The organism is Paenibacillus pabuli NBRC 13638 (assembly GCF_001514495.1).
Classification (GTDB): domain Bacteria; phylum Bacillota; class Bacilli; order Paenibacillales; family Paenibacillaceae; genus Paenibacillus; species Paenibacillus pabuli.
Window position 1 is genome coordinate 98,711 of record NZ_BCNM01000010.1, and the last position, 17,902, is coordinate 116,612.

The window sequence follows — 17,902 nt, forward strand, 5'->3', positions numbered from 1 at the left end:
ATGCTTTCATTCGGTAAGGTTAAAGCAGTTAGATTGTAGAGCTTAAGGGAACACGAAAAGGGAGGATCAAGGAAATGAGTAAACAAAGAAAAAGTTTTTCTCTCGTTCTAGCACTTTTGATGGCGGTTACAGTTGTTCTTAGTGCCTGTGGAGGAACCAAGGAAGCTTCAGAATCAGGGGGAGCAGGAGAAGATGCTGTCGAGCTGATCTGGTACACCATCGGTACCCCTCAGAAAGATGTCAATAAAGTGATGGAAGAAGTCAGCAAGTACACCAAGGAAAAAATCAATGCCACGGTAACGATGAAAATGGTTGACTGGGGTGACTATCCGCAAAAGATGCAAGTTAATGTAGCATCCGGCGAGCCAATGGACATCCTGTTCACCTCATCCGGCGGATTTGACTATGTTCAAAATGCAAGAAAGGGTGCATTCCTGGAGCTGGATGACTTACTCGCGAAACACGGTCAGGATCTCACCAAGACCATTGATCCTGCATTCCTGAGCGGTTCCAAGGTAGACGGACACAACTACGGTATTCCGGCCAACAAGGAGCTGCCTCAACAAGAGGTATGGCGTTTCAACAAAACGTTGCTTGATAAATACAAAATGGACATCTCCAATGTTCGTACGTTAGACAGTCTGGAGCCTTTGCTCAAAACAATCAAGGAAAATGAGCCAAGTGTGACTCCATTTGGAATGGATAAAAACTTTGTTCCTTATGTTCCTTATGACTATGTCATTCAGAATTTGCCAATGGCAGTCAAACTGGATACCACGGATTATAAAATTGTGAACATTCTGGAGACTCCGGAAATGAAAGAAGCACTCACAACGATGCACAAATACTACAAAGCTGGTTATGTATCGCCAGAGGCAGCAACAACAGGATCTACCAATGACCTGACTACATCAGGCAACTGGTTCCTGGATCGTGCACAGACACAACCACTCGCGGACAACCAATGGTCGGCAAGTTACGGATATCCGGTGGTTTCCACACCAGCGAGTGACGCGATCATCACCAACACGTCAGTACAAGGTTCGATCATGGCCATCTCGGCCAACTCTGAATATCCAGAAAAAGCAATGGAGTTCCTGAACCTGCTGAATACAGATCCAGTGCTGCGCAATATGGTCGATTCAGGTATTGAGGGCGTTCACTACAAAAAAGTGGATGATACGCACATGGAAAATCTGGCTGAATCCAAGAACTACGATATGCCTTCGTACTCTCTCGGTAACAACATGTTATTGTATCTGAACAACAATGACCCGGATAACAAATGGGATGAGTTCAAGAAGTTTAATGCAGAGGGTGTAAATTCCCCAATTTTGAGCTTTAACTTTGATTCAAGTAACGTGTCCTCTGAACTGACAGCAGTGCAGAATGTCAAAGAGCAATACTGGGCCGCATTGATGACAGGTACGCTGGACCCGGAGACCAATTTGGAGCAAGTGATTGAGAAGTTCAATCAAGCCGGACTTGAAAAAGTGATGGCTGAAGCCCAAACCCAGCTTGATGCCTGGAGAGCGGCAAATAAGTAAGGGTAAATTCAGGGATCGGGCCGCTGCTTGTTGCGCCCGATCCTTTTTCATTCAAGCCTGAAGGAGGATCTCCATATGACGTCATTTTTGAAAAATTTGATTAGAAACCGAGTCATGCTGTTCATGGTGCTGCCAGGCGCCATCTGGTTCTTCTTCTTCTCGTACCTGCCATTAGTGGGCACAGTAGCAGCATTCAAGGAATATCGCTTCAGCCGCGAAGGCTTCTGGGCAAGTCTGATGAAGAGTGAATGGGTAGGTTGGGATAACTTCAAATTCCTGTTCAGCACCAACGATGCTTGGCTCATTACTCGAAATACACTTTTTTATAACATTGCCATTATTGTTCTGGGGCTGGTATTCGCTGTAGGTTTGGCAATTCTGCTCTCGGAGCTGATTAATAAACGATTGGCCAAATTGTATCAGACAGGTATGTTCCTGCCGTATTTTCTGTCTTGGGTTATTGTCGGTTACTTCGCGTTCAGCTTCCTGAGCATGGACCGGGGGATGTTGAACCAAATTATTGGATGGTTCGGCGTGGAACCCATTCAGTGGTATTCGGAAGCAAAGTATTGGCCGTATATCCTGGTGTTCGTAGCTTTGTGGAAAACCATCGGGTACAACAGCATTGTCTATCTGGCTTCCATCCTGGGGATTGATCGGTCGCTGTATGAGGCAGCGATGATCGATGGTGCAAACAAATGGCAGCAGATTCGCAATATAACGATTCCATTGTTATCCCCCATCATCATTATTATGACCTTGCTGGCCGTTGGTCGTATCTTCTATGCCGACTTTGGTCTCTTCTATCAGGTTCCAAGGGATTCAGGTACGTTGTATTCTGTCACGAATGTTATTGATACGTATGTGTATCGTGGCTTGAAAACAAGCGGTGAGATTGGCATGAGTACAGCTGCCGGATTGTATCAATCCGTTGTGGGCTTTGTACTTGTTATCATTTCCAACTATGTTGTACGCAAAATCGATAAAGATAGCAGCCTATTCTAGGATAAGGGAAAGGAGTGAACCACTGTGGCTCAACTTGTAAAAAAACGCGACTTCCATCATGTATCCAGCGGCTGGAACGTAATTATGAACATCATAGCCGGACTATTCGCTTTGATTTGTGTTTTTCCTTTTGTATTTGTGGTCATCATCTCGTTCACGGACGAGAAGGTACTGGCCCGTGACGGGTACCGACTCATTCCGGCGGAGTGGAGTCTCGCAGCCTATCAGTTTGTCTGGCAGAGTGGAGACACGCTGCTGCGTGCGTACGGGGTAACTATTTTGGTCACGGTACTGGGTACCATCGTCAGTTTAATTCTAATGTCATTGTATGCTTACGCGATTTCCCGCAAGAGCTTCCGTTATCGGAGATTTTTCTCCATATTTGCCATCCTGACCATGTTGTTCAACGGCGGGATGATTCCGACCTATATGGTCGTATCCCAGCTTCTTGGATTGAAAGATACCTTATGGGCATTGATCCTGCCACTTGCAATGAATGCCTTCTATATCATGATCCTGCGTACGTTCTATTCGACCAGTGTACCGGATGCGGTCATTGAATCGGCGAAAATTGATGGAGCCGGAGAATTTTATACGTTTCTCAAAATTGTCATTCCATTATCTCTGCCGGGGCTGGCGACGATCGGATTGTTCAGTACGCTCGGCTACTGGAACGATTGGTTTAATGCGCTGTTATATATCGATAATCCCAACCTCGTACCGCTGCAATCCATGCTGATGCGGATCGAGTCCAGCATCCAGTTCATCCAGCAGAACTCGGCGAACAGCTCGATGAGTCTGGCTGCGATGCAATCCATCCCGCAGGATACTTCACGGATGGCGATGGTGGTTCTCGCCACGTTGCCGATTATTTTCGCTTATCCGTTCTTCCAGCGTTACTTTGTACAGGGTCTGACGGTCGGAGCTGTCAAAGAGTAACCGAATCACTTCTATAGGGTGGAGGCATCGAAGGATGATGATATATAAGGACAAAAGCAAATCTGTGGAAGAGCGAGTAGAACATCTGCTGGGCTTAATGACGACGGAGGAAAAGGCGGGTCAACTTATCCAGCCTTTTGGTTGGCAGACATATACGAATGATCAAGGGAACATCACGCTGAATGAATCCTTTAAGCAGCAGGTGGAAAACGGGGGCGTAGGCTCCCTGTATGGTGCCCTTCGTGCAGATCCATGGACGGGTGTTACGCTTGAAAATGGACTGTCTGCCAGAGAAGGGGCAGAAGCAGTAAACATCATTCAGCGCCATGCTGTAGAGCATTCCAGACTGGGGATTCCCATTCTGATCGGAGAGGAATGCTCGCACGGACATATGGCGATTGACGGTACGGTCTATCCGGTTCCCCTGCTCTTGGGTAGTACCTGGAACGTGGATCTGTACCGTGAAATGTGCCGGGCGGTTGCTCGCGAGACGCGTGCTCAAGGCGGTGCGGTAACGTATTCTCCGGTGCTGGATGTTGTACGTGATCCACGCTGGGGGCGTACCGAGGAATGTTTTGGTGAAGACCCGTACCTTATTGGCGAGCTGGCTGTTGCTTCCGTGCAAGGACTTCAGGGTGAGCGTTTGGACCAGGAGGATGCAGTAGCGGCTACACTGAAACACTTTGTCGGTTATGGAAGCTCGGAAGGTGGACGCAATGCTGGACCGGTGCATATGGGCTGGCGTGAGCTGCTGGAAGTAGATCTGTATCCGTTCCGCAAAGCGGTTGAAGCTGGCGCTCAATCCATTATGCCGGCTTATAACGAAATCGACGGTATCCCGTGTACGGTTCATACGGAACTGCTGGATGATGTTCTGCGAAAAGACTGGGGTTTTGACGGTCTGGTGATTACGGACTGTGGTGCCATCAACATGCTCGCAAGTGGGCATGATGTGGCGGCAGATGGATTGGAAGCATCCGTACAGGCCATTCAGGCAGGTATTGATATGGAAATGTCAGGTGAGATGTTTGGACAATATCTGGTGCAGGCGATCTCGGAAGGCAAACTTGAAATGCATGTACTGGATCAGGCTGTCCGCCGCGTGTTGGCACTGAAATTCAAGCTGGGATTATTCGAGCAGCCTTATGTGGATGCCGATCGAGCGGCAGAAGTCATTGGCAGTGCGGAGCATGTTCAACTGGCACGCCAATTGGCTGCAGAAGGTGTGGTCTTGCTCAAAAATGAAGCTGCAGTTCTGCCTCTGTCGACGGCAACAGCGGGCCGAATTGCTGTCATTGGTCCAAATGCAGACCAAGCCTATAACCAGTTGGGCGATTATACATCCCCCCAACCGAAATCCAAAGTGGCTACGGTGCTGGATGGCATCCGAAGTAAGCTTGCTGTTAGTCAAAGTGGGCACGCAGGGGAAGGCATAGATGGACATTCGAATAGTGAAGATCAGGTGCTCTATGCACCGGGATGTCGCATTAAGGGCGACTCGAGAGAAGGGTTCGAGCATGCGATAGAAACGGCACGTCAGGCTGACACGGTCATCATGGTCGTTGGCGGCTCGAGTGCCCGTGATTTTGGTGAAGGAACGATCGACTTGAAGACCGGTGCTTCCAATGTGTCCGATAACTCATGGAATGACATGGAGTGTGGAGAAGGCATTGACCGTATGACGCTGGGACTCGCGGGAGTCCAGCTGGAGCTGATTCAGGAGATCCACAAGCTTGGCAAAACACTTGTTATTGTTTATATCAACGGTCGTCCGATCACCGAGCCTTGGGTGGATGAACATGCTGATGCCATTCTGGAAGCATGGTATCCAGGCCAAGAGGGTGGGCATGCCATCGCAGATATTTTGTTCGGCGAAGTGAATCCGTCCGGCAAATTGACGATATCCATTCCGAAGCATGTGGGGCAATTACCGATCTACTACAATGGCAAACGTTCACGCGGCAAGCGTTATTTGGAAGAGGATCTGGAGCCTCGTTATCCATTCGGATATGGGCTTAGCTATACTACTTTCAATTACAGCGAGCCGAAGCTGAGTGCAGAATCGATGACAGCAGACGAGAAAGTCACCGTATCGGTGGAGGTCACCAATACGGGGTCTTGCAGAGGTGCAGAAGTCATACAGATGTATGTATCCGACGTGGTCAGCCGAGTGGCTCGTCCAGCCAAAGAGCTGAAGGGGTTTGCAAAAGTGGGTCTGGAACCTGGAGAGACGAAGACGGTAGCCTTCGATATTGGAGCAGAGCAGCTGCAATATATCGGTCGTGATCTCAAGCCTGTGGTTGAACCAGGACAATTCGATATTCATATCGGAAGACATGTGAACGATACGCAGTTCGCCGAGCTGACAGTAGAGGAGGCGTAAGGAAATGGAACGCATCAGACGATTTATTCGCGAGTTGTCCGAACGTCAGTGGTTGGAGCAAATGGAGCTGCGCAGCTGGGATATCACCCGTGCTTATTATAAAGTGCCAGGACAATACGAGGATCAGAAGGCTTATCCAGAAGGCGAGGGATTGAATCGTTTTCCGAGTGATCAGGGAACGACCTATTTCTTCCGGACACGGCTGGAAGTACCTGCCTCCTGGCAGAAGGAACCTTACGGACTTGTATTTGAATCCGGTGGGGAAGGCTTGCTTCGGGTGAATGGACATTCCTATCAGGGGCTGGATCGTAATCATACGTATGTAACACTTGACCCTTCCCGAATAGGGGCTAAGCCTGAACTTGAGATTGAGTTATTCGATCCGGTACCCGAGCCTGTCGATCCATTGAATCAACAGGCGGTTATTCAGCCTCCCATTACATCGATTAGCAGTTTGCTGGTGCGACCAAATGAACCTGTCCGCAGTCTGATGTACACGGTCACGATTGTGCGTGATTCCGCGGTGCTGCTGCCGGAAAGTGATTTTCGCCGTGTGCGCCTGCTGGAAGCGATCTATCGGGCGATGGATCAATTTGTGGGTCTGACAGAAGAGGTTGTCAAGCAGGGGAATGACATCCACAGTATCGAAGAAAGATTGATCCATGAAGTGCGAGAGATTGGTGGAAACGCCGAAGGTTTGGAGCATATGGTGGGGCAATCGCACATTGATATTGCCTGGCTGTGGCCTGTACGTGAGACGGTGCGCAAGACCAGTCGTACATTCTCCACGGTGGATGCACTCATGAATGAATATCCCGATTATGTTTATTCCCAGAGCCAGCCTTTGCTGTACGCTTTTCTGAAGGAACATGATCCCGAACTGTATGAACGGGTGAAGAAGCGCATTGCGGAAGGACGCTGGGAACTGGTTGGCGGTATGTGGGTTGAGCCCGATCTGAACATTCCGAGCGGGGAATCCCTGATTCGTCAGATGTTATATGGTCAGCGTTTTTATATGGAGGAGTTCGGCAAAACATCACAGATTGAATGGCTGCCAGATACATTTGGTTATTGCGCTTCCCTGCCTCAGATTTTGAAGCATGGCAATGTGGAGTATTTCATGACGACCAAGCTCGGATGGAATGATACGAACGTGTTTCCATATGATCTGTTCCAGTGGGTAGGCATTGATGGCACGTCCATCCTGTCCTATCTCAATCATGGTGTCAACGAGCATACGCTGCCGAAGGACATTCATGATCATTGGCAGTCTTACCGCGAGAAGGCGGCGCATCCGGAGCATATGCTTTTGTATGGGCATGGGGATGGCGGCGGCGGCGTGACGCGTGAGATGTTGGAGTACGTGGATCGATCCGAGTTGATGGTGGGACAGCCGAAGAATGGGTACAGCACCGCCGGAGCCTTTTTTGCCGGAATCGAGAAGGCACAGCCTGATCTTCCGAAGTGGCATGGCGACTTGTATCTGGAGCTTCACCGGGGTACCTACACGACCCATGGCCGCAATAAGCGTAACAATCGGAAGGCTGAAGTGCTTTATCGGGAAGCGGAGTTCTGGAACACACTTGCGCTGCCGGATATGGAGGCACAACAGGAAACGGAAGTACGTTCGGCGCTGCATGATGGCTGGAAACTGATTTTGCTGAATCAATTCCATGATATTATCCCAGGTTCGGCCATTACCGAATCGTATGTAACTTCAGACGAGGAATATGTCCGGGTATTTGAATTGGGTAGAGCAGGACTGAATCAAGGGGTTTCCTCATTAACGAGGGGAATTAACACGCAGGGGCCAGAGGGTTCTATACCTTATGTTGTGTTCAACAGCCTCGGCTGGACTCGAAGTGAAGTTGTTCAACTTCAAATGCACGATGGATTGGATCGTTACGTCATAGATGAAGAAGGTCAGCGTTTGCGAATGGACAGGGAAGATAGCCAAATTTCGGTTCTGGTGACGGACATTCCAGCGTTTGGTCATAAGACGATTTGGCTCGTACCGGAAAACGCAAGGGAAACGAAGGTACGGGAAATGGCGAGCATTGCCGGGCAAAAGAAATTTACAGATACATGGGAAACTGCGTATTACCATGTGCAGTTTAACGATCGTGGCGAGATATCCCGCTTGTGGGACAAGACAGCACAAAGAGAGATTCTCAAGCCGGGTGAACGCGGCAATCAATTTTACTTTTTCCATGACCGTCCGACGCTCTGGGATGCCTGGGATATCGACAGCCGTTATGAGGCTCAGGTTGCTGGAGAAGTGGAGCTTGTGGAGAAGAAACTGGTTCTGGCAGGTACTACGAAGGACGTACTTCGTTTTCAGTGGAAGCTTCACCAGTCTGTGATTACACAGGATATGGTGTTCTATCATGACAATCGACGGATCGATTTCAAGAGCCATGTAAGCTGGAATGAAGATCATAAATTGCTCAAAGTAGGCTTCCCGATCGATGTAGTGACTTCCAAAGCGACCTATGAAATTCCATTCGGTGCATTGGAGCGTCCGACTCATCGCAATACGAGTTGGGAGCAAGCCCAGTATGAAGTGTGCGGACACCGCTTCGCAGATGTCGCCGAGCACGGATATGGCGTCAGTCTGCTCAATGATTGCAAATATGGATACGACGTTCAGGGAAGCACAATTCGTCTCTCCTTGTTGCGTGCACCGAGATGGCCTGACCGGACTGCGGATATTGGCGAACATGACTTCACCTATTCCCTGTATCCACATGAAGGTGACTGGAGAACTGCCCATACGGTACGGCGGGCAGCCGAACTGAACCATGAAGTGACTGTACAGCAATCGGAACAGATGCAACCGAGGGATCAAGTACAGCAGAGCGCAGGGGCTGGAGTAGATCCAACTGCAAATGCGGTACCAGCACGTCCGTCCACTGGAGCATGGATTGAATTCGATAGCAGCCATGTCATCTTGGATACGGTCAAACCGGCAGAGGCAGGAAACGGTACAGTGCTCCGTTTCTATGAGTCTTCGGGCACCCGTGAACGTGTGACGCTGCAATGGCCGCATGCATTTGAGCAAGCTTATCTCTCCAATGCTTTGGAAGAAGCGGGCGAGCCTTTGGCCAGTACCGATGGTCAGATTACATTGTCTTTTAAACCTTACGAAATAAAAACCGTGTTACTACGGTAAACCTTTTTGAAATACTTTGAGCTATGTAAGATGAACTAAAACATGTACACGATAACGGAGAGGGCAGAACCAGATGGAGAAGCGAAGTGTTCGCCTAAAAGCTTTCTGAAAGAAAGCTACATCGGAAGCATACGCTATCCCCGGATTTTCCCTTTGGAGAAGGGAATCAAAAAAATCTGGGGATAACAGCGATCGGAAGATGGTACTGCAATCGTAGTGTCCTAGTGTACAGTTAATGGGTTTATCTTGCTACGGCTACACCATTCAATTTGTTTAAGGAGTGCACTCATTCATGGAACAATTCAGATTACCCAAAATACCGATGCCACCTGTTGCATTGCCACAAGCCGTACAGGCTGTAATGGAAGAAGCGGAGCAGAAGCTGGCGCATCGACCGAAGCTGCTTCAGCTATTCAAGAACTGTTTTCCGAATACGATTGAAACAACAACGAAATTAATGGACGACGGCACGACCTTTGTCATCACTGGCGATATTCCAGCTTCCTGGCTGCGTGATTCTGTGGAGCAAGTGGTGCATTACATTCCATTTGCCAAGGAAGACCAGGACCTGCAACGCATTATTGGCGGTCTGATCAAGCGCCACATCCAGTATGTTCATATTGATCCATATGCCAACGCCTTCAACGAGACAGCTAATGACTGGCACTGGAACACCACCGACGTAACCGAGATGTCGCCTTGGGTGTGGGAGCGCAAATTCGAGATTGATTCCTTGTGCTTTGTCGTGCGGCTCGCTTATTTATATTGGAAGGAAACCGAACTGACGGATATTTTCGATTCCAGCTTCAAAGCCGCCATGCGCAAAATCGTGGATTTGTTCCGGGTGGAGCAGCATCACATGGAGCAATCACCATATAGCTTTACCCGCAACAACGGCATTGCTACGGATTCCATCCGCAATAACGGACGAGGCATGCCCGTCAATTACACAGGCATGATCTGGTCCGGTTTCCGTTCCAGTGATGATGCGTGCGATTTCCACTACAACATTCCAGGCAATATGTTTGCCGTCGTTGCCCTGCGTCAGATGCAGGAGTTCGCGGAGTGGGTATTCCGGGATATGGAGTTCCTGCAGGAGCTTAAGGATCTGGAAGCCGAAGTAGATCATGGTATTCAGCTTTATGGTATTTACCGTCATCCTGAATTTGGCCCGATCTATGCTTATGAGACGGATGGTTTCGGCAACTACTGCCTGATGGACGATGCGGGTACACCGGGACTGATGTCCATTCCTTATCTTGGCTACGTTACAGCGGATGATCCGATCTATCAGAATACGAGACGTTTTGCGCTCAGCAAAGAGAATCCGTTCTATTATGAAGGCAAAGTTGCCAAAGGAATCGGCAGCCCGCATACACCGCCGGATTACATCTGGCATATGGGTCTGTCCATGCAAGGATTGACGGCCCAGTCTGCTGAAGAGAAGCTCGAAATCATTCGGATGCTGGAAGCAACAGATGCGGATACAGGATATATGCATGAAGGTTTCCATGCTGATGATCCGACGATTTTTACAAGAAAATGGTTTGCTTGGTCCAACAGTTTGTTCTCCCAGTTGGTCTATAAATCCATGAAGGATGGCTTGCTATGAGCAGCGCACAGGTGAAGAGAACCAAGCTGATTATTTTCTCTGATCCAGCGTTTCCGGTGGAAGGCACTTTGCCAACGCAAGGTGCTCTTGATGCATGGAAAGCATCGGAAGAGATCCTCGTTGTAGACGCGGAAGAATTGGTTTCGGCTTTGAGCAGGGCGGCTGGTGAAGGGTGTTTCGTGAATCTGCATGCGCCCTATTTTCCCAAATCGGCTTGGACCGAAATTGCAGCTTTTTTACATCAGGGCGGAAGTCTGATCAGCGTTGGTGGCGCACCATTCAAACGTCCTGTACGCAAGGAGAATGGAACATGGATTTCCGAGACGGAACAAACGGCGTATCACCAGGAACTTTACATTCATGAGGCGTTAAAGGTATCCGCAGCCAGAGTGCATTCACTAACTTCATCAGAGAATATTCCACTTCTTGCAGGCAAAGAGGAACTGTTCGAAAGTGCGGATACGTGGAATCTGGTACCCCACACAACCAAAACAAGCGATTTGCCACACCAAATGGGTTCATCAGGTCCGATGAGCACGCAGATTTCTCCGCTGCTCCGCGGCATCAGCAAGGATGGTCGGAGCATCGCTGCCCCAATCGTATTATGGGAAAACTCCCGCAGTACGTTTGCCGGTTCGCGCTGGCTGTTTGTGCATCTGCCTTTGACGGCTGCCTTCTGGGAACAGAATGGAGCAGCCGAAATGGTGAACTGGGCGCAGTATTGCGCCAAAGGTGTGACCGAGATATCTCTGAAGCCGAACTACGCTTCGTATGAATTGGGTGAACGAGCTTCACTGATCCTCCAAACCCAAATTCTACAGCGTGCGGGCAGCAGACGAAGTGAGCCAGAGCTGTGGACGTTTGATTTAAGCGTTGAACGGGAAGATCGCACAAACGGCACGGTGGAGAAGGTATGGAATCATCAAGTCGAGATGGAAGTTTCCGGTGAACAGCGTTTTGAACGCATTCTTCTTCCGGTTTCAATCGAGAGCGGGCTGTACCGAATCGTGGCTCGTGTTCAGGCGCCTGATGGAGAAGTTCGCATCCTGCGCCAAGGCTTCTGGGGTCAGGACGCAGCCTTGTTGGCAGAAGGGGAAGTCATTACACGCAGCAGAGATTATTTTATCAAAGACGGTCGTCCGCTGCCTGTTGTTGGTATGACTTACATGACCTCTGATGTGGCACGGAAATTCCTGTTCCTTCCCAACGCGGATGTGTGGGATCGGGATATGGCACAGATGGCGAAAGCCGGCATCAACTGGATTCGGACCGGAATCTGGACTGCCTATCGCAACATGATGCAGGTGGATGGTCACATGTCCGAGGATGTACTGCGTGCTATTGATGCGTTCCTGTTAACGGCAAAACGGCATGGCCTTCAAGTGACGTTTACCTTTTTCTCCTTTACACCCGAGACGTGGGAAGGAACAAATCCATATTTGGACCCGCAGAGCGTAGATGCACAGAAACGATTCATCCGCAGCATTGTCAGTCGTCACAGACATTCCACACATGTGGACTGGGACTTGATTAATGAACCGTCGATGTTTGATCCTGTGCGCATATTCTCCGATGGGCCGCGTTCGGCAAGGGATTCATATGAGCAGCAGGCGTTTATCGACTGGCTTCAGCAGCGGCATCAGACGATTGAAGCGCTGCAGGAGGCATGGAACATGTCACCTAAGCAGCTCCCGGATTTTACCGCAGCAGTCATTCCTGAACCGGAAGAGATCAATTTCGATGTACAGGATATGCACAAGGCTAAAAAAGGAACACGCTGGCTCGATTATTGTCTCTTTTCCATGGAGATGCATAATGTTTGGGCGAGAGAGCTTGTAGGTACGATCAAGGATCTCGTTCCCCATCATCTGGTCACGGTGGGACAGGATGAAGCTCTTGGAGCACAGCGGCCTTCTCCGTTCTTCTATGAACGAGAAGTGGATTATACAACCGTGCATTCATGGTGGCTTAACGATGACCTGATCTGGGACGGTATTTTCGCCAAAACACCACATAAACCCAATCTCATTCAGGAGACAGGCATCATGTATGTGGAAACCCCGGATGGTCGGGCCAAACGCACAGAGGAAGAGCTTCACGGCATTCTGGAGCGCAAATACGCTTATGCCTTCTCAACAGGCGGTGCCGGAGCCGTGCAATGGATCTGGAATACGAACTTCTATATGGATAATGCCAATGAATCTCATATTGGAGCGCTGCGAGCGGATGGTACAGAAAAACCTGAAGCCGATGTGTCTTACGATTTTGGCAGATTCATGGAACAGATTCGAGATTTGTTTACTGATCGCGAGCTGGAGGAAATTGCGGTGGTCTTCCCGTATTCCAACGATTTTTCTAACCGTTCCCTGGCTTACGATGCAACCACCAAATTGACCCGTGTGATGGCTTATGAGCTGAAGCAGCCATTCCGGGCTGTATCCGAGTACCATCTGGAAGCATTGAAGCAGCAACCACCGAAGCTGATCATGGTTCCAAGTCCGCACAATATGGACAGCGATGCGTTAAGCGAGCTGCTGAACTTCGCGGAGAATGAAGGAGCTGCGCTGCTTATTACTGGGCCGCTCGGGTTGGATGCTTATTGGAAGAGAAGTGATCGGGCAGATCATCTTGTCGGCCAGCGCAGTCTGGGCAACGTACAGCGGGAAGAAATGCTGAATATTAACGGGGTGAATCACCGCGTCACGTATGGTCGTCGCCGGATTGCCGAAGTGGCGAAGGAAACGTTGCTTCATGTGGAGAATCATACACCTGATGAAGTAGCAGTACTGCCATTAGGCAAAGGCAAGTTGATTTGGAGCCCGCTACCGCTGGAGCTGAACGGCCGGGATGAGCCGCTGGCTGACCTGTATCGATATGCGTCAGAATTGGCTGGCATTGAGAATGAACTGGAATGGATATCTGGCGGTGACCTGGCAGGGATTTATGGCCGGAAGCTGAGCTTCCCGAAAGGGAATCTGTATGTATTTGTATCGGAGTTTGCTTTGGATCATGAGGTGAAAATCAGAGATACGCGTACCGGAATCATATATACGTTCCTGTTGGAGAAAAATCGCTCGGTGCTGTTTGCCACAGATGCTGCTGGACAGCTGCAAGCCGTGTATCGTCCGGATGAAGTAGAGGTTGTACAACAAGAGGTAGAGGGGGAATAATGCAATGACCAAACCGACAAGCAAATCAAAGAGAGCACATATTATTTCTCATACACATTGGGATCGCGAATGGTATCTGCCGTATGAGAAACATCATATGAGATTGGTGCAGCTGGTGGATGCTTTGCTGGATCAGCTCGATCAGGGACCGGATTTTAAAAGTTTTTACCTGGACGGCCAGACCATCATCATCGATGACTATCTTCAGGTCAGACCTGAGCAGAAGGAACGGCTGGAGAAGCATATTCGTGATGGCCGGATTGTCATTGGACCTTGGTATATTTTGCAGGATGCCTTCCTGACCAGTGGTGAAGCGAACGTACGTAATATGCAGGTCGGACATCGGGATGCCAAACGTTACGGAACACCTTCGAAGATTGGATACTTTCCGGATACGTTCGGACTTGTAGGACAGACGCCGCAGCTTATGCTGCAATCGGGCATCGATAATGTCTTTTTCGGGCGAGGCGTGAAGCCAACGGGCTTCAACAACATGGTATCTGACGATGGATACGAATCCAGTTTCTCAGAGCTGATGTGGGAAGGCCCGGATGGATCGAAAGTACTTGGTGTTCTATTTGCCAACTGGTATTCTAACGGGAATGAGGTTCCGGTGGATGAAGCTTCGGCCCGCAAGTTCTGGGAAACCAAGCTGGCTGACGCGGAAAAATATGCATCGACCAATGAACTGCTGTACATGAACGGATGTGATCACCAGCCGATTCAGAAGGATTTGCCTGAAGCCATCCGTATGGCTGAACAGTTATATCCCGATATCGAGTTTGTTCACTCCAATTTCCCGGACTATCTGTCAGCGTTGAAAGCATCTGCGGTTCAGGAGCTGTCTGTTGTAAAAGGAGAGCTGCGCAGCCAGCGTACCGATGGCTGGGGAACCTTGGTGAACACGGCTTCGGCACGCGTTTATCTGAAACAGATGAACCAGCTGGGCCAAGCCATGCTGGAAAAGGTGGCTGAGCCACTGGCTTCGTTCGCACATCTGCTGGGTCATCCATATCCGCATGATCAGTTTACCTATGCCTGGAAAACATTGATGCAGAATCATCCACATGACAGCATCTGTGGCTGTAGCGTAGACGAGGTGCATCGCGAGATGGTCACCCGGTTTGATAAGAGCCGTCATGTCGCTGAGGCCCTGATTGAGGATAGTACCAGCCAAATCGCTGCAGCCGTGGATACTTCAACCTTTGAACGATATGGTGAAGAAGCGCGGCCTGTGGTTGTGTTTAACACCTCGGGATGGGAACGCAGCGGTGTGGTTCAGATGGAGCTGGATGCAGCCCGTTTGTACTTCCGCGAAGGTTACTCATTGGAAGATATGGCAGCCAAAATGAACGCCATCGACCTGTCAGGTCGTATTTTGGTGGATGAAGCAGGCAAGGCAGTTCCGTGTACGGTGGAGGATCTGGGTCTGCAATTCGGCTATGATCTGCCGGATGATCGATTCCGTCAGCCATATAGCTGCCGTCGGGTCAGCATTACGTTTGAAGCAGAGAACGTGCCTGCACTTGGCCTGAAGACGTATGCCTTGGTTCGCATGGACAGCAATGCTGCTGGGGAGTCTGTGGATACCACTACGAATTCAAATACACTGCTGCGTGGTGAACGCAGCATGGAAAATGAATATTTGATCGTAAATATTGCAGACAATGGATCTTTTGCACTCACAGATAAACGGACAGGCCAGACGTATAAAGATCTTGGCGTGTATGAAAATGTCGGTGATATCGGCAATGAGTACATGTTCAAACAGCCGGAGAACGAAGTGGCACTGACTACGAAGGATCTTCGGGCAGAAATTCGGGTTATCGAAGATGCGCCTTACAGAGCTTCGTACGAAATTGTTCATCATTGGGAAATTCCTGAATCGGCCGACGAAACGCTTGATCGTGAGCAGCGGGAACTCATCTATTATCCGCATCGTAAAGCGCAACGTTCCAAACAAATGGTTACGCTCAAGATCCGAACCGTTGTGTCGTTAAGCCGCAGTGGAAAAGGCATCAAGCTCGAAACCACCTTCAACAATCAGGCGAAGGATCATCGGGTGCGGGCACTCTTCCCAACGGATCTGACAGCGGCTGTTCATCACGTTGACTCGATGTTCGAAATTGCCACTCGTGATAATACGCCTGCACCGGAATGGCAGAATCCGAGCAACACCCAGCATCAGCAAAGTTTTGTTGATGTGAGTGAGGATCAGGCTGGATTGGTTGTAGCCAATCTGGGTCTGAATGAATATGAGATTCTTGAGGATGGACGGAATACGATTGCCGTAACACTGCTTCGTGCCGTGGGAGAGCTTGGAGACTGGGGATTGTTCCCTACACCGGAAGCTCAATGTCTCGGCGAGCATTCCTTCCAGCTGGAGATTATCCCTCATGACGGGAACGGAGCAACATCCGGAGCGTACACGGAAGCTTACCAGTTCCAGATTCCATGGACTGTGGTTCAAACGAACGTACACCCGGGTTTTCTGACGCCAAGCAACACACCGTTTGAGTGGCAAGGGGACGGTCTTGCGTTTTCTTCCCTGAAGGTGAACGAGGATTCGGGTGACCTGATGCTGCGTTGGTATAATATGCGATCCAATACGACGGAGTTGAAGTTTGCTGCTTCGGAGTCCATTCCGCAAGCATTGGAAGATGCATATCAGAGCAACATTCTCGAGGAAGAGACAGGGAAGCTGAATTCTTCTATTAAAAACGAATCTTCCACTGCCTTAAGCAGCAAGGAGTGGGCTCTGCAGGCCGGACCTTGTGAGATTGTTACCGTGGGGCTACGTCGTTAATTTTGCAAGCGTGATCGGATCAATCTTTGTGCAAGGCTCTACCTGGAGTTCAGCGTACTGTCATGGAATGGATAATGCTTTTCCAGCTGAAAATGTTGAGTTATTCCTCAAGTTTATATAGAATGAACAGTAGAATTACAAGCGATCGAAGGTAACCCTCCATTATGATGGTCATCGTAAAATTCAATTGTTCATTCTATATTGATACTATTAAGGGGGCTTGAAGCCATGGAATCCTTGGGAGGACTGCTTCAGCAGCTGAATCCTTCCTTTCGTGAACAGTCGCGGCGGATTGCGGCGGAATTGATGGAAGATCCGTACGTACGCGAATTCCGTGCAGGTCATCCTGAACTAAAAGATGCACAGCTTATTACCGATCTGAGCAAGCTGTATCAGTATGCCAAAGATTCGAAGAACTGTGCGAACTGTCCGGGACTCGACAACTGTCCTAACGATTTCCAGGGTCACTTTTGCAAACTGGAAGTAGAGCATTTTAACGGTAAACCCGAAATTATAGATAAAAAAGCACCTTGTTCCAAACATATCGCCCGGCAAAATGAGCATCTTATCAAACAGAGAATCCGCAGTTTCTATGTGGACGAGCGTGCGCTCAATGCAGGTTATAATGATGTGGAAATTATGGGCAAGGATCGGATGCGTGCTCCGGCGGTGAATCAGGTTCTGCGTTATATTAACGAGACCAAGGAGAATGGATTGTCTCCGCAAGGACTGTTTTTGGAAGGATCATTTGGAACGGGCAAGACGTTTCTGATGTGTTATCTGCTGCATGAACTCGCGGTTGTGGGCCACACAGGTGTCATTATCTACATGCCTGATTTTGTGGAGGACCTGAAATCCATGATCAGTGAAGGAAACAAGCTGAAGGAAACGACGGATATTCTGAAAAGCTGTGATCTGCTCATCTTTGATGATATTGGGGCAGAGAATCTGAACCCTTGGGTTCGGGATCATGTGATGGGTTCCATTTTGAACTACCGTATGAATCGCAAGCCTACATTCTACACGTCCAACTACAACTTGGATGGGCTGGAGAAACATCTTAGCTTCACCAGCAGAGACGGCGAGGAAATGAATAAAGGCCAGCGCTTGATGGACCGGATTCGTCCGTTTGTGGATGTGATCTCCGTTCGGGGTGAGAACCAGCGGGGCAAACGTTAATTCCTATTTATGTTACCGATCTGATCTATTTTTTACTCATATAGTCCCAAAAAAAGCCTGGCTTTCGCATTGTCGCGAAAACCGGGCTT

At 49.3% G+C, this 17,902-nt stretch carries 9 protein-coding genes; all 9 read left to right on the forward strand.

Features of this window, described 5'->3' with window-relative positions; genetic code table 11:
• Positions 1–74: 74 nt before the first annotated feature.
• The 9 genes from PPA03S_RS14935 to dnaI all read left to right on the forward strand — a co-directional run bounded on the left by PPA03S_RS14935 (position 75) and on the right by dnaI (position 17,813).
• Positions 75–1,547: an ABC transporter substrate-binding protein gene (locus PPA03S_RS14935; RefSeq protein WP_062324104.1), complete on the forward strand. Its 1,473-nt coding sequence runs from the start codon at positions 75–77 to the stop codon at positions 1,545–1,547.
• Positions 1,548–1,622: 75 nt separating this feature from the next.
• Positions 1,623–2,552: an ABC transporter permease gene (locus PPA03S_RS14940; protein WP_062324105.1), complete on the forward strand. Its 930-nt coding sequence runs from the start codon at positions 1,623–1,625 to the stop codon at positions 2,550–2,552.
• Between the two features lie 84 nt (positions 2,553–2,636).
• Positions 2,637–3,491 carry a carbohydrate ABC transporter permease gene (locus PPA03S_RS14945; protein ID WP_245683632.1) on the forward strand — a complete coding sequence of 285 codons (855 nt, stop codon included), beginning with the start codon at positions 2,637–2,639 and terminating at the stop codon, positions 3,489–3,491.
• A 34-nt stretch (positions 3,492–3,525) separates the two neighbouring features.
• Entirely contained in the window at positions 3,526–5,874 is a 2,349-nt protein-coding gene (locus PPA03S_RS14950; protein WP_174532135.1) for a glycoside hydrolase family 3 N-terminal domain-containing protein, read from the forward strand.
• Positions 5,875–5,878: 4 nt separating this feature from the next.
• Positions 5,879–9,046, forward strand: a complete 3,168-nt coding sequence (locus PPA03S_RS14955; protein ID WP_062324107.1) for an alpha-mannosidase — start codon at positions 5,879–5,881, stop codon at positions 9,044–9,046.
• Positions 9,047–9,338: 292 nt separating this feature from the next.
• On the forward strand, positions 9,339–10,658 hold the full coding sequence (locus PPA03S_RS14960) for a glycoside hydrolase family 125 protein (protein WP_062324108.1): 1,320 nt from the start codon (positions 9,339–9,341) through the stop codon (positions 10,656–10,658).
• A complete protein-coding gene (locus PPA03S_RS14965) occupies positions 10,655–13,828 on the forward strand; it encodes a beta-galactosidase (RefSeq protein ID WP_062324109.1) in 3,174 nt (1,057 codons plus the stop codon). Before PPA03S_RS14960 ends, PPA03S_RS14965 begins: the two co-directional genes overlap by 4 nt.
• 4 nt (positions 13,829–13,832) lie before the next feature.
• Positions 13,833–16,634 carry an alpha-mannosidase gene (locus PPA03S_RS14970; RefSeq protein ID WP_062324110.1) on the forward strand — a complete coding sequence of 934 codons (2,802 nt, stop codon included), beginning with the start codon at positions 13,833–13,835 and terminating at the stop codon, positions 16,632–16,634.
• A gap of 228 nt (positions 16,635–16,862) precedes the next feature.
• Positions 16,863–17,813: a primosomal protein DnaI gene (gene dnaI, locus PPA03S_RS14975; RefSeq protein ID WP_062324111.1), complete on the forward strand. Its 951-nt coding sequence runs from the start codon at positions 16,863–16,865 to the stop codon at positions 17,811–17,813.
• The last annotated feature ends 89 nt before the right edge of the window (positions 17,814–17,902 follow it).

What these genes read in the sequence shown, in the direction of transcription:
- PPA03S_RS14935 (WP_062324104.1), top strand. Translation starts at nt 75, where the DNA reads ATGAGTAAACAAAGAAAAAGTTTTTCTCTCGTTCTAGCACTTTTGATG.
- PPA03S_RS14940 (WP_062324105.1), top strand. Translation starts at nt 1,623, where the DNA reads ATGACGTCATTTTTGAAAAATTTGATTAGAAACCGAGTCATGCTGTTC.
- PPA03S_RS14945 (WP_245683632.1), top strand. Translation starts at nt 2,637, where the DNA reads ATGAACATCATAGCCGGACTATTCGCTTTGATTTGTGTTTTTCCTTTT.
- PPA03S_RS14950 (WP_174532135.1), top strand. Translation starts at nt 3,526, where the DNA reads ATGATGATATATAAGGACAAAAGCAAATCTGTGGAAGAGCGAGTAGAA.
- PPA03S_RS14955 (WP_062324107.1), top strand. Translation starts at nt 5,879, where the DNA reads ATGGAACGCATCAGACGATTTATTCGCGAGTTGTCCGAACGTCAGTGG.
- PPA03S_RS14960 (WP_062324108.1), top strand. Translation starts at nt 9,339, where the DNA reads ATGGAACAATTCAGATTACCCAAAATACCGATGCCACCTGTTGCATTG.
- PPA03S_RS14965 (WP_062324109.1), top strand. Translation starts at nt 10,655, where the DNA reads ATGAGCAGCGCACAGGTGAAGAGAACCAAGCTGATTATTTTCTCTGAT.
- PPA03S_RS14970 (WP_062324110.1), top strand. Translation starts at nt 13,833, where the DNA reads ATGACCAAACCGACAAGCAAATCAAAGAGAGCACATATTATTTCTCAT.
- dnaI (WP_062324111.1), top strand. Translation starts at nt 16,863, where the DNA reads ATGGAATCCTTGGGAGGACTGCTTCAGCAGCTGAATCCTTCCTTTCGT.